At 30.6% G+C, this 14542-nt stretch carries 12 protein-coding genes and 1 pseudogene; 12 read left to right on the top strand and 1 reads right to left on the bottom strand.

The genetic code is table 11. The annotated features are described in order from the left end of the window. Positions 1-242: 242 nt before the first annotated feature. From fusA to disA, 9 genes and pseudogenes are all read left to right on the top strand, one after another. On the top strand, positions 243-2321 hold the full coding sequence (gene fusA, locus G9F70_RS23135; protein ID WP_164947573.1) for an elongation factor G: 2079 nt from the start codon (positions 243-245) through the stop codon (positions 2319-2321). Between the two features lie 202 nt (positions 2322-2523). Continuing rightward, positions 2524-2760, top strand: a complete 237-nt coding sequence (locus tag G9F70_RS23130; protein ID WP_125002796.1) for a hypothetical protein — start codon at positions 2524-2526, stop codon at positions 2758-2760. Beyond that, positions 2723-2941 carry a hypothetical protein gene (locus tag G9F70_RS23125; protein ID WP_164947574.1) on the top strand — a complete coding sequence of 73 codons (219 nt, stop codon included), beginning with the start codon at positions 2723-2725 and terminating at the stop codon, positions 2939-2941. Before G9F70_RS23130 ends, G9F70_RS23125 begins: the two co-directional genes overlap by 38 nt. 285 nt (positions 2942-3226) lie before the next feature. Continuing rightward, positions 3227-4468: an aminopeptidase P family protein gene (locus G9F70_RS23120; protein ID WP_164947575.1), complete on the top strand. Its 1242-nt coding sequence runs from the start codon at positions 3227-3229 to the stop codon at positions 4466-4468. 118 nt (positions 4469-4586) lie between these two features. Beyond that, a complete protein-coding gene (locus tag G9F70_RS23115; protein ID WP_164947576.1) occupies positions 4587-6323 on the top strand; it encodes an ABC transporter ATP-binding protein in 1737 nt (578 codons plus the stop codon). Between the two features lie 269 nt (positions 6324-6592). Beyond that, the gene (locus G9F70_RS23110; RefSeq protein WP_164947577.1) at positions 6593-6814 is read left to right on the top strand and encodes a hypothetical protein; all 222 of its coding nucleotides are present in this window, start codon (positions 6593-6595) and stop codon (positions 6812-6814) included. A gap of 124 nt (positions 6815-6938) precedes the next feature. Next, positions 6939-9374, top strand: a complete 2436-nt coding sequence (locus G9F70_RS23105; protein WP_164947578.1) for an ATP-dependent Clp protease ATP-binding subunit — start codon at positions 6939-6941, stop codon at positions 9372-9374. A gap of 288 nt (positions 9375-9662) precedes the next feature. Then, positions 9663-10150 (top strand): annotated as a pseudogene (locus tag G9F70_RS23100) (magnesium chelatase domain-containing protein); the annotation flags it as partial. A gap of 42 nt (positions 10151-10192) precedes the next feature. Continuing rightward, positions 10193-11257 carry a DNA integrity scanning diadenylate cyclase DisA gene (gene disA / locus G9F70_RS23095; protein ID WP_164947579.1) on the top strand — a complete coding sequence of 355 codons (1065 nt, stop codon included), beginning with the start codon at positions 10193-10195 and terminating at the stop codon, positions 11255-11257. Positions 11258-11293: 36 nt separating this feature from the next. Here the strand turns inward: disA and G9F70_RS23090 are convergent, their stop codons facing one another. Continuing rightward, positions 11294-11698: a DUF1573 domain-containing protein gene (locus tag G9F70_RS23090; protein ID WP_164947580.1), complete on the bottom strand. Its 405-nt coding sequence runs from the start codon at positions 11696-11698 to the stop codon at positions 11294-11296. Positions 11699-11845: 147 nt separating this feature from the next. Between G9F70_RS23090 and G9F70_RS23085 the strand changes: the two genes are divergently transcribed. The 3 genes from G9F70_RS23085 (at position 11846) to ispD (ending at position 14262) form a co-directional block, all read left to right on the top strand. Next, the gene (locus G9F70_RS23085) at positions 11846-12319 is read left to right on the top strand and encodes a CarD family transcriptional regulator (protein WP_164947581.1); all 474 of its coding nucleotides are present in this window, start codon (positions 11846-11848) and stop codon (positions 12317-12319) included. 117 nt (positions 12320-12436) lie between these two features. Next, positions 12437-13543, top strand: coding sequence for a PIN/TRAM domain-containing protein (locus tag G9F70_RS23080; RefSeq protein WP_164947582.1), 1107 nt, complete (start codon positions 12437-12439; stop codon positions 13541-13543). A 26-nt stretch (positions 13544-13569) separates the two neighbouring features. After that, positions 13570-14262, top strand: coding sequence for a 2-C-methyl-D-erythritol 4-phosphate cytidylyltransferase (ispD, locus tag G9F70_RS23075; protein ID WP_164947583.1), 693 nt, complete (start codon positions 13570-13572; stop codon positions 14260-14262). The last annotated feature ends 280 nt before the right edge of the window (positions 14263-14542 follow it).

Genomic DNA, 14542 nt, shown 5'->3' with positions numbered 1-14542 from the left:
ATATAAATTTTTATAGTAAATAGAAATTTTTAGTAATAACTTTTATTTACTATAAATATATACTTAAGTATCAATAATTTTATGTTATTGATACTTTTATGTTTTTTTAAGGGATAATAAATACAACATAGTGCAAGTGAATTTTTAGACTATTTAGAAAATTTAGTTATTCGTAAAGGGTTTTTTATTTAAAGGTAGAATATATGAATATATATCTAATGAAAAGCTAGGAGGTATTGTATATGAAAGAATATAAAAGCAATAATCTAAGAAATGTAGGAATTGTTGGACATAGTGGATCGGGAAAAACTACAATAATGGAATCAATACTATATTACACCAAAGCTATAGATAGATTTGGAAAAGTTGATGATGGTACTACAGTTAGTGATTATGATAGTGAAGAAAAGAAGAGAAAAACATCTATTTCTACATCAGTAGCTTTAAGTGAATGGGAAGATGTGAAAATAAATTTAGTAGATATGCCTGGATATTTTGATTATATAGGTGAAATGATTGAGGGTTTAAGAGCTGTAGATATGGCAATGATAACTATCTGTGGTGTATCAGGTATAGAGGTTGGAACCGAAAAAGCTTGGGAATATATAAGCGAGCATAAGTTACCTAGAGCATTTTTTATTAACAAGCTAGATAGAGAAAATAGTAATTTTGAAGTAGTTTTGCAGGAGATAAAAGAAAAATTTGGAATATCTGCAGTACCAATTCAATACCCTATAGGTAGTGAAGAAAATTTTAAAGGTGTAATAAATGTAATATCTAGAAGAGCTCGAATATTTAATCCTAAAACACATAACATGGAAGATAGTGATATTCCAGAAGAATTAATTGATAAAGTAGATGAATGTAAACAAATGGTTATGGAAGCTGTAGCTGAGACTGATGAAATTTTATTAGATAAATACTTTAATGAGGGCTCTATAAGTGAAGAAGAAATATACCAGGGACTTATAAAAGGAGCTTCTAAGGGAGAAATTGCACCTATAATGTGCGGATCTGCATTACTGGGGATAGGAATTAACACCTTGCTAGAAGATATGATTGAATGTTTTCCTTCACCAATTGATACAACTCTTTACAGTGCAAAAGATATAAAAAATAATAAATATATGCAAGTTAAAATTAATGATACTGATCCATTTTCTGCATTAGTATTTAAAACTATCGCAGATCCATTTGTAGGTAAATTATCTATGTTCCGTGTAATTACTGGGAAAGCTAAGAGTGATACAATGGTATATAATACCAATAAAGAAAAAGAAGAGAAAATGGGTAATATGTATTTCTTAAAAGGTAAACAGCAATTTCAAACTCATGAAATTGAGGCAGGGGATATAGGGGCTGTTTCAAAACTTCAATATACTACTACAGGAGATACACTTTGTGATAGTGGGAGACTATTAATGTTTGACACTATGGATTTTCCGCAACCAGTATTTTCAAGGGCTATTGTAACTAAATCTAAAGGTGATGAAGATAAAATATCCAATGGATTAACAAAGTTATTAGAAGAAGATCCTACATTCTCAATAGCCAGGAGTGCAGAAAATTCACAAACTATAATCTCAGGGCTAGGTTCAACTCATCTACAGGTAATAGTTAGTAAATTGAAAAATAAATTTGGAGTTGATGTATCATTAGAAATTCCAAGGATTGCTTATAGGGAAACAATTAGAAAATCTTCTGATGTTCAAGGTAAACATAAAAAACAATCTGGAGGACATGGTCAATATGGTGATGTAAAAATTAAATTTGAACCTAGAATAGACGGAGCAGATGAATTAGAATTTGTTGATGCAGTAGTAGGTGGAACAGTTCCAAGGCAATATATACCTGCTGTTGAGAAAGGTTTAAAAGAATGCATTCAGCATGGAGTACTTGCTGGTTTTCCAGTTATAAGGCTTAAAACAACGCTGCATGATGGTTCATATCATGCTGTAGATTCTTCTGAAATGGCATTTAAAATGGCTGCTTCCTTAGCTTATAAGAAAGGTCTTCAAGAAGCACATCCTGTTTTATTAGAGCCAATTATGCACGTGGAAGTAACTTGTCCAGAGGATTATATGGGTGATATTATTACAGATATAAATAAAAAAAGGGGTAGAATACTAGGAATGGAATCAGTTGAGAGAGGACAGAAAGTCATAGGAGAAGTACCACAATCAGAGCTATTTAATTATGCAACAGATTTAAGATCAATGACTGGTGCTAGGGCAAATTTCAGAGTGAAATTTGAAAGATATGAAGAAGTGCCTTCAGAAGGAATTGATAAAATAATTGAAGCTAATAACAACCTGGAATAGAAGTTAATTGTTAGCTATACTCAAGGGATACTGTTTTTACGACCAATATTATAAAACCGTAGTTACATACGGTTTTATTTTTTTTGATTTAAATACTAATTTTTAAGATATCAAACAAATAAAAAAATATTATATTAAATACGTATATTTTACCTAAAATTACAAACCCTAATATTAAATATGTTAAAGAGGGGAGAATTGAATGTCTGAATATAGATTAGACCTTGTTTCTGATATTAACTTAAGTGATTATAGCAGCATTCATGATTATATGGGAATAATTGAACAAAATGATAAGTTCACAATTACTTCAAAAATGACAAGTCCTGAAGAAATGAAAATATTATGTAAAATGTTAGAAAACAATTATTTTACTATTGTAGCACAAGGAGGTACTCAAAATGGGGAGTATTATATTACATCGCAAAAGGAAAAATGATATTATCGATACTAGGTTAATAGAGCAGGCATATGGGTCCGATTCCACCTATAAAGCAACAATACATACTCTAGAAATTAATACTTATGCAGATTCATCAATTATTTCAAAATCAATGGTACCATCTGTAGATTTAGAATATCAGTTACGAACTAATAACAATGAAAACTTATCTAAATAATTAGTTAATATAATAGCATTTAAGATAATGATTTATTTAAGGCATCATAATTAGTTTTAAATACTTTGAAATAACAAATTTAAGAAAGGAACTTCCTTAAATTTGTTATTTATTTTATGCAAAATTATAGGGCTGATTCTCAATAACCAATATAGTTTTTTCATAGCGCTACAAAAAAAATATTGAATTTTTTTAAGCTGAGTGTTATGTTATAAATAGGAAAAAATGAGAGCGAAATGCACTTTATTTATGTTTTATAAACAAAATTACTTAGGGGGGATCCGAATGAAAAAGGTAGTATTTACTAAAAACAGAAAAAATATATGGGATAAATTAGAAGAAAATTCTATAACATTGATGTTTGCAGGTGAGTCACCATATAAATCAGGAGATGAAAAATATGCATTCACTCCAAATAGGAATTTTTACTATTTAACAGGTATAGATAGAGAAAAGATGATTTTAATGTTAGTGAAAAGAAACGGTAAAGTTGACGAAACGCTGTTTATAGAAAAAAATGATCCTGTTATGGCTAGGTGGGTAGGAGAGAAAATGCCGGAAGTTCAGGCAAAGGAAATTTCAGGAATAGAAAGTATTTTGTTCATAGAAGAATTTGAAGAGGTTTTTGGAAGCATTATGGATAGAGCTAAAATAGATAATTTATATTTGGACCTTGAAAGACAACAGTTTCATTTATCAATGATGCCTTCACAAAATTTTGCTAAGGTTGCATTGGAACGATATCCATATTTAAGAATAAAAAACATATACCATGAAATAGCAAATCTTAGACTTATAAAATCAAAAGAGGAAATTGACCTAATAAGGGAAGCTATAGATATTACAGATAGAGGTATAAAAGCACTAATGCAAAATGCTAAAGTAGGCATGACAGAATATCAATTAGAGGCTTATTTTGATTTCACATTAAAAAGTAAGGGTATAACAGATTACGCGTTCCATACGATTGCAGCTTGTGGTGTGAATGCAACTATACTTCATTATGATAAGAATAATAGTGAACTTGAGGAAGGTAAATTAGTATTATTTGATTTAGGTGCTCAATACAAATATTACAATGCAGACATAAGTCGTACATTCCCTGTTAATGGGAAATTTACTGCAAGACAGAAGCAGGTTTATAATGTAGTGCTAAGAGCCAATGAAGCAGTAACAGCTATTGCAAGGCCAGGTATATTGTTCTCAGTTTTAAATGAAACTGCTAAAAATGTACTTGCCACTGGATGTATAGAGCTTGGCCTTATTAAAGAAGCTAGCGAATTACCTAAGTATTATTTTCATGGTGTAAGCCATTATTTAGGGATGGACACTCATGATGTAGGAAGTCGTGATATAGAACTAAAACCAGGAATGGTGTTTACTAATGAGCCAGGACTTTATATTGAAGAAGAGAATATTGGAATTAGAATAGAAGATGATTTATTGATTACAGAAGATGGATGTGAAAATCTTTCAAAACAGATAATTAAAACTGTAGAAGAAATTGAAGAGTTTATGGCATTGTAGATTTTTATAAATATTTATCTATTTGTGAATAAGTAGTAAGTTTAAATTACTGCTTATTTTTTATAGAAAGAAATTATTATATGCTGGATTTTAAAGAAGATAGAAGGAGGAAGATATCGTGATTAAAAAATTTATTTCTTATTACGGACCTCATAAAAAATTATTCATATTGGACATGGTTTGTGCTTTTTTAGTAGCATCATTAGATCTTGTATTTCCTATGGTAACTAGAAATATTTTAAATGAAGCCTTACCGCAGAACAATATAAATCGAGTATTTATGTTTACTGCAGTGCTCGCAATTTTATATTTATTTAAATTAGTATTTAACTATATAATAGAATACTGGGGTCATGTTGTGGGTGTGAGAATGCAGTATGAGATGAGAAAAGATATATTTTCTCATCTTCAAACCTTGCCTTTCAAATATTTTGATGATAATAAAACTGGACATATTATGTCTAAAATAATTAATGATTTAATGGAAATATCAGAACTTGCTCACCATGGTCCTGAGGATTTATTTATTTCTGTAGTTATGCTTATAGGATCTTTTATTGCCCTATGTACTATTAATGTGGAGCTAACATTAATAGTGTTTGCTACGGTGCCCCTAATGATATGGTTTGCTATGAGCAGAAGAATTAAAATGGCAGATGCATTTAGAGCTGTTAGAAAAGAGGTCGCAAATGTAAATTCAAGCCTAGAGAATAGTATATCAGGTATAAGAGTTGCTAAATCCTTCACTAATGAAGAATATGAAATGGAGAAGTTTGATGAAGGCAATGAGAAGTTTAAGCAGTCTAGGCAATATGCATATAAATATATGGCTAATTTTTCTGTTGGTATAAAATTTTTTGTGGACATGTTAAATGTTATTATTATAGGATTCGGAGGGTACTTTGTATACAAAAAATGGATAAACATACCTGATTTAGTAGCATATTTATTGTATATACAATTTTTTATGCAACCAATTCGAAGACTTACCTCTTTTGTAGAGCAATACCAATCAGGTATGGCCGGTTTTGAAAGGTTTTTAGAGTTAATGAGTATGGAACCTGAAATAGTGGACAAGGACAATGCCATAGTTCTTGAAAATGTATTGGGAGATATAGAATTAAAGGATATAATTTTTAGCTATAATGATAAAACCTCTATTTTATCTAATATGAGTTTGCATATAGAGCAAGGAAAAACTTTAGCTATTGTTGGGCCATCAGGTGGAGGAAAAACTACCTTATGTCACTTAATTCCAAGATTTTACGAATTAGACGGAGGTGACATTTTAATTGATGGGAATAGTATAAAAGATGTTACACTGAAATCCTTAAGACAAAACATTGGAATTGTTCAACAAGAGGTGTTTTTGTTTACAGGAACTATAAAGGAAAATATATTATATGGAAGAGCCGATGCAACAGATGAGGAGATAATAGAGGCTGCTAAAAATGCAAATATACACGACTTTATAATATCACTATGTGATGGGTATGACACAAATGTAGGTGAAAGAGGAGTTAAACTATCTGGTGGTCAAAAACAGAGGATGTCAATAGCTAGAGTGTTCCTAAAAAATCCTCCTATATTAATCTTAGATGAGGCCACATCAGCATTAGATAATGCTACAGAGATAATAATTCAAAAATCATTAGAAAAGTTATCTAAAGGTAGGACAACACTTGTAGTAGCTCATAGGCTTTCTACTGTAAAAAATGCAGATGAAATAGTAGTAATTACAGATCAAGGCATACAGGAAAAAGGTACCCATGATGAATTAATAGCTATTTCCGGAATATATTCTAAATTGTATAATGCTCAATTTAAGGGATACATTCCAGACGAAGTAATATAAATATAGATTTTATGGTGATTGAGGTTTATTTTAGTAAAAGCTTATCTTCTTATTTTTAGGAGGTAAGTTTTTTATTTTGTAAAAAATATAAATAAGTAACAATAATTTGTATAATAATGTAAAAAAAATCATTACGAAAATTAGTGGTAGAACAAGGGGAAAAAATTGTTTTAGAGAATAGTAAATATATGTAAACTATTAATTGATTTTATTTATAGATAGATAAACAATAAATTTTTTGAAACAAAATTTGTAAAAGGGGGAGCAAAATGATTAAAAATAAGAATAACATAAGCGAACTATTAGATGATATTAAAACTTTCACATATTTTAAGGATAATGCAGAAATAGATGTGGTTTTAAAGGAGAGTGAAAGTATTAACATTAGAAGTTATGATGATAAATGTATAATTATTAATTTTTTTGATTATAAAAAAGGAATTTCCATGTTGTACAAAGATAGAAAATATATAAATAGGCGAATTCTTTAGTATTGAAGCTTAAAAAGTGATGATTTAATAGGGAATTAATATTCTATTACAATATGCAAGAAGGAAATAAAAGTGGGCATAATTAAAAGTATAAGTAAATTCATTGCAAGTGAGGTGTTTAGATATGATGTTTAATAAGTTTACAGAAAGAGCGCAAAAAGTTTTGGTCTACGCTCAAGAAGAGGCTGAGGGATTAAAGCATGGATATGTAGGTACAGAGCATATACTTTTAGGTCTACTAAAGGAACAAGATGGGCTATGTAAAAAATCATTGAATGATATGAAGATTTTTTCAGAAGGGGTAAAAAAATTAGTAATGGAGTATGAAGGTGAAGGCGATGTAGAAATGCGTAGAAGTGAGATACCTCTAACTCCAAGGACCAAACGATTATTAGAACTAAGTCTTATAGAAGCCAGAAATTTAAATCATAATTATATTAGCCCAGAACATATTTTGCTCGCGCTGATTAGAGAAGCAGAAGGTGTTGCATATACAATTTTAGCTAATTTAGGAGCAGATTTTAACAAACTAAGGGATGATATATTAAAAAACTGGTGTTCTGAAGATACTCCAAAGGCAAATTTATCAAAAGAAAAACAAAAACATGGTACAGAAACCTTAGATCATTTTGGTAAAGACTTAACTGAAATGGCGAGAGAAGGTAAACTTGACCCTGTTATAGGGAGAGATAATGAAACTCAAAGGTTACTCGAAATTTTGTGTAGAAGAATGAAAAACAATCCCTGCCTTATAGGAGAGGCTGGTGTAGGTAAAACAGCAATAGCAGAGGGTCTTGCACAAAGAATAGCAACAGGCAGTATTCCAGAAATATTGAAAGATAAAAGAGTGATAACTTTGGATATATCCTTAATGGTTGCAGGTTCTAAATATAGAGGAGAATTTGAAGAAAGGCTTAAAAAGGTTATGCAAGAGATATTACAATCAGGAAATATTATTATATTTATAGATGAGATTCATACTATTATTGGAGCAGGAGGAGCAGAAGGGGCTATTGATGCTTCAAATATATTAAAACCTGCCCTTGCTCGTGGAGAAATTCAATGCATAGGTGCAACAACTATAGATGAATACAGAAGATACATTGAAAAAGATTCAGCATTAGAGAGAAGGTTCCAACCTATAACTGTAGGAGAGCCAAGTAAAGAAGAAGCTGTTAATATATTAAAGGGGCTTCGAGATAAGTATGAAGCCCATCATAGAGTTAAGATTACAGATAGCGCAATTAATGCAGCTGTTAGCCTATCTGACAGATATATATCTGATAGATATTTACCGGATAAAGCAATAGATCTTATTGATGAAGCTGGTGCAAAGGTAAGGATTCAAAATTTAACTGCCCCACCGAATTTGAAAGATTTGAAAGATGAAATAGACAAAATTTCTAAAGAGAAATCCGATGCTATATTAGTACAGGACTATGAAAAAGCAGCTAAACTAAGAGATACAGAAAAACAATTAAAGGACAAATTAGATAGTTCAAAAAACAATTGGAAAACTCAAAATCAAGGAGATCAATTAATAGTTTCAGAATTTGAAATTGCAAATGTAGTATCAAAATGGACTAATATCCCTATAGAAAAATTGACACAAAAGGAATCAGAGAGGCTACTAAAGTTAGAAGAGGTACTTCAAAGAAGAGTAATAGGACAATGTGAGGCCGTTAAAGCTATTTCAAAAGCTGTTAGACGGGCGAGGGTAGGATTAAAGGACCCTAAGAGACCTATAGGTTCTTTTATATTTTTAGGACCCACTGGTGTGGGCAAAACAGAGTTATCAAAAGCACTAGCTGAGTCTATGTTTGGTAATGAAAATAACATGATAAGAATAGATATGTCAGAATATATGGATAAGCATACAGTTTCAAGGCTTGTTGGATCACCTCCAGGATACGTAGGGTTTGAAGATGGTGGGCAATTAACTGAAAAGGTGAGAAGAAACCCTTACTGCGTTATACTTTTCGATGAAATTGAAAAAGCCCATGCGGATATAACTAATATTTTATTACAGATATTAGAAGATGGAAGGTTAACAGATGGGAAAGGAAAAACAGTGGATTTTAAAAATACAATAATTATAATGACATCAAATGTAGGAGCGTCCACTCTAAAAAAACAGAAGTCTCTAGGTTTCGATATAAAAGAAAATAATATAAATTCAGAATACGAAAAAATGAAAGAAAATATAATGGAAGAGTTAAAACATTCCTTTAAACCTGAATTTCTAAATAGATTAGATGATATTATCGTATTTCATTCGCTAGAAAAGGATGATTTATATAAAATAGTAGAATTAATGCTTGAGGTAGTGAAGGAGCGTCTTAAAGATTTACAAATTAATATTAGTTTTGATGAGGAAACTATAAAACAGCTAGCTCTTGCTGGACTTAATACTATTTACGGGGCTAGACCACTTAGACGAGAAATTACAAAGGTGGTGGAAGATATGATTTCTGAAGAAATACTTAGGGGGAATATTAATAAAGGGGATAATGTAAGTGTTTTTATTAAAAATAGTGAGCTGATTTTTAAAACTTTATAAGACTTTGATTATTTGATGTTGTTTATATATAGTAAAAAGTATATACTTAAAAAGTATAGTTTAAAAAAAACCACTCTTGAGTGGTTTTTTAATTTGTATAAAATTACAAGAGTTAGTTTAATGACATTAAATCATGGAAGATGATGATTTAATGCAGAATATTCACTCCATATTTATTTTCATGTGGTTTATTAGAAACAAATAATTATATAAGTGATTTTTATATGACATAACTGTTTAAAATAAACATATTAGGCGCAAATAAATAATTAAGCTAGAATACTGACACCTGGTAGTGTTTCCTAAGTTAGGGAATGTTCTAATGAATTAATGTGTATAGGCAAAACCAGTGGGACGCCTCTATTTATTGTGGCTCATGTTACTAAGCAGGGAGAGCTTGCGGGGCCTAGGCGAACTGCAGTAGGGGTAGATAATTCAAGATTGAGCCTTATTTTAGCAGTACTCGAAAAAAATTGAAAGTTCGTTTTTATAATTGTGATGTTTATGTTAATGTAGTAGGAGGACTAAATTTAGATACGACCCCTGGAGATTTAGGTCTGGCTATTGCACTACTGTCTAGCGTAAAAAGTAAAGCGATAAAGTTAGATAAAACAATTATTGTAGGTGAAATTGGACTTACGGGCGAAGTAAGACCAATAGCCCAATGCGAAAAAATAGTTAATGAAGCAAGTAAATTAGGGTTTAAAGATATTATTATACCAGAGCGAAATCAAAAGAAAAGTATTAATAAGAATATTAATACTGCAGCACCGTAGGTGATGATTTAATGGAAATAATTATTAAGTAGGGAGAAAAATATGAGAGAAGAGAAAAGCAAGGAACTTATGAATATATTAAAATTAATGGCACCTGGGACTTCTCTTAGAGAAGGGCTTGAAAATATTTTAAGGGCTAAAACTGGTGGACTTATTGTCTTAGGGGATAGCAAGGAAATATTAGATATCGTAGATGGTGGTTTTGGAATAAATGCAGAATATAGTCCAGCGTACATATATGAACTAGCAAAAATGGATGGGGCTATTGTAATAAGCAGTGACTTGAAAAAAATAGTATATGCAAATACTCAACTTATGCCTAGTCCTACTATACCCACTTTTGAAACTGGAACAAGGCATAGAACTGCTCAGAGAATAGCTAAGCAAACGGGGTCTGTTGTTGTTGCAATATCACAAAGAAGAACTATTATAACAGTTTACAAAGAGGATATAAAATATGTTTTAAGAGATAGTAGTGTTATATTAGCAAAGGCAAGTCAAGCTATTCAGACCTTAGAAAAATATGTTTCAGTTCTTGAGCGAGTAGTAAGCAATCTAAACCTTTTAGAATTTCAAGATTTAGCTACTCTATTTGATGTTATATCATCAATACAAAGGACCGAAATGGTTATGAGAATAGTTGGTGAAATTGAAAGATACATTTGTGAACTAGGAAATGAAGGTAGGTTAATTTCAATGCAATTAAATGAACTTATTAGAAGCGTTGAAGAGGACGGAATACTATTAATAAGAGATTATTGTCAAAGTGGTATGGATTATACGCAAATGTATAGACAAATAGAAAATATGAGCTCTGAGGAACTATTAGATTTAGATTTTATATCTAAAATAATTGGATATATAGGCGTTCCACTAGTGGACACTCTAATTTCTCCAAGAGGATATAGGATGCTAAATAAGATACCTAGAATACCTGCAAATGTAATAGAAAATTTAGTTAAGCACTTTAAAGAATTAAAAGGTACAATGGAAGCTTCTTATGAACAACTCGATAGCGTAGAAGGTATTGGTGAAGCAAGAGCTAAAGCTATTAAAAATGGATTAAGAAGATTAAAAGAGCAATTTATGTTAGATAAACAAATATAGCACAAAATAAGTTTTAACTTATTTTGTGCTATATTCCTATCTCATATTATATTTACCTAAGGTGTTAATCTTATCATACTCTTTTAAAAGAATGTCATACAAATTGAGGTCCAAAAGGTTACAGAGTGAGGTAGTATAAAAAAGATTATTTCCCAGTTCTCTCTCTAAGACATCTCTACAGCTTTCACAAAGCTTACCTTGCATATGAGTATCAAGTGAAGCACTAAGGGTATCCAAATCCAAATCATCTATATTATCAGGAGTATACTGCTTTTTTGCTTCAACTTTAATACAACCACAATTGGTAATAGATTTTATAACAGCTCTATTAACTCTTGCCTCAGACTCTTGAAGTTTAGTAATTATATCTAAAATACTTCTATGCCTTAATAGCGATTCATCCACAGAATTTTGAAAATTATCAAATATACAATCTTTCATTGTGTTCAACTCCTTACAAAGATTTAAATAACTATACTAATTTAATTATAGGTTTTGTATTATGTTTTTGTCAATAAATTAAGTACAAATTTCAGCTTATGAATATATAATAAACCAATAGCAGTTTTATTAATAGGGGGGGATATTATGTTAAATATTGGTGAAAGAGTATTTATAGCAGATTATGGTGCTGGTTATATACAGGATATAGCTAGCAGTGAATTATATTTTATAAAAGATAAATATGTAAACATTTATCTTTTATTAGATAATATGAATTTTATGATTCCTATAGATAAAATTGAAAATTATAAAATAAGAAATATTTTAAGCAAAGTGGAACTAGAAATAACATTATTCACAATATTAAGCTATCCAGATTATATAGAGAGTAATTGGAACAATAGATATAGAACTAACAAGAAAAAAATCCAAAGTGGAAATACTCTAAAGATGTGTCAAGTAATTAGAGACTTATATTATTTAAAGAGGGAAAATATGCTTCCACCGGGAGAAACAAAAATATTAGAAAGAGTTGAAGGTATGGTAGCTAGTGAAATAATGCTAGTTCTTGAACTTAATATGGAACAGGCATTATCTAAAATAAGGAATTTAGTTTAACAAATTGTTAATTGTATGGTACATTTTATTGAAATACAGAAACTTATAGTATATATTAGATAATAACAGGATATAAATTGGAATAAGTGTTAATAATTTAGAAGGAGGTGAAATTTTTTGTTAAAAAAAATTTTAAGAGGACTTTTTACAATCATAGGGTTAATTATAGGATACGTAGTAGGTGAAATGCTTCTAAGCACAGATTATTTAGCGAGACTTAATAATTTTAAAAGTGATACTATTCAAGGAATAATTTTCGTCATTTTTTCTACTTTGATTTTCGGGATTATTTTATTTCTAATATCTCCTATAATCGTATCTTTTATAATGAAGTTTATGGATTATGTGGAGAAAAGTACACAAAAGATGCCAACATCTCAAATTATTTTTGGTACATCTGGGGCAATAATAGGTCTTTTAATTGCATCTTTATTTGCAGGATTATTTAAATATCAATCTCTTATATGGAATATTATTGCTGTTATTTTTACAGTTATAATGGCGGCTTTGGGAGCAGATATTTGCGCTAGAAAAAGGGATGAAATCTTATCTTTTTTTACAAGCATTAAAAGGAAAGATGGATTCAAAGATAAAAAAGCCAAGGGGTTTACTAATGAAAATCCGAAAGTTCTAGATACATCCGTAATAATTGATGGTAGAATATTTGATATATGTCAAACTGGCTTTGTTGAAGGACCATTAATAATACCTACTTTTGTATTAGAGGAACTTAGGCATATTGCTGATTCTTCTGATGGGCTTAAGCGAAATAGAGGAAGAAGAGGTCTGGATATATTAAATAAAATTCAAAAAGAATTAAATATTGAAGTTGAAATTTGGGAGAAAGATTTTCCTGATATTGCAGAAGTGGATAGTAAACTTCTAAAATTAGCTCAGGTTTTGAATGGCAAAGTAATTACCAATGATTTTAATCTTAACAAGGTAGCTGAATTCCAGGGGGTTCCAGTTTTGAACATTAACGAACTTGCAAACGCAGTAAAACCAGTGGTTTTGCCAGGAGAAGAAATGAAAATTCAAGTGATGAAAGATGGGAAGGAATCAGGGCAAGGAATAGCTTATTTGGATGATGGCACAATGATTGTCGTTGAAGGCGGAAGGCGTTATATTGGTGAAAATATAGTTGTTATTGTAACATCAGTACTTCAGACTGCTGCGGGTAGGATGATTTTTGCTAAAAATAAGGATTCTTTAGTGAAAAATTAATCATATTACGTAAGTGAGGTTTGTTTATGAGTAGAAACTGTGCAATAATTTTGGCAGCGGGTAAGGGAACACGGATGGGCCAAAGTATTAATAAGCAATATTTAAAAATTAATAAGCATCCAATTTTGTATTATACTTTAAGAGCTTTCACGCAGTGCGATTGTATAGATGAAATTATAGTGGTTGTGGCAGAAGGTGAAATGGACTATTGCAGGGAAGAAATAATTAATAAATATAATTTTTTAAAAGTAAAAGCTGTAATCGTTGGAGGCGCTCAGAGGCAAGATTCAGTGCTAAATGGTCTAAAGGCTCTGCGAAATTGTGAAATTGTGCTTATTCATGATGGGGCAAGGCCATTTATAAACGAATCTATTATTAAAAATGCGATTCTGTATGCTAATTTATATGGAGCAACTGCCTGTGGGGTAAAGCCTAAGGATACTATTAAGATTGTGGACGCAGCAGGATTTTCTATAAAAACTCCTGATAGAGAAATGCTTTTTTGTGTTCAAACGCCTCAAGCATTTAAATATGACCTCATATTAAAATGTCATATGAAAATTAGTGAAGAGGATATCCGGGTAACCGATGATACTATGGTAGTTGAAAGGTATGGTAATAGAGTGTATCTTTATGAAGGTAGCTACAATAATATAAAGATTACAACTCCAGAGGATTTAGAAATGGGAAAACAAATATTAGAAGGTTCGAGTAGTTGACACTATAGGATTTAATAGGTATAGTTACTTATAACTATAAAGAAAATTTTTAAAAATTAAATATTAGGCAATGATGAAGAATAGTAAAGGCCAATTTACAGAGAGAAAATACTAGGTTGAGAGATTTTCAAAGGTTTTGAACCCACTTTTGAGCTGTAGTAAAACTACCGGTAGTATATATCGTTAAAAAAATAAGTGCAAATTTAGGTGGTACCGCGAATTTACTCGCCCTAAAACAGGGGCGAGTTTTTTATTTTTTGCTATCGTTTTAAATAAGGCA

It is taken from the genome of Clostridium sp. FP1, assembly GCF_011065975.2.
GTDB lineage: Bacteria > Bacillota > Clostridia > Clostridiales > Clostridiaceae > Clostridium_AD > Clostridium_AD tagluense.
Note: the sequence above shows the minus strand (reverse complement) of the source record. Positions and strands in the feature narration are given on the sequence as shown.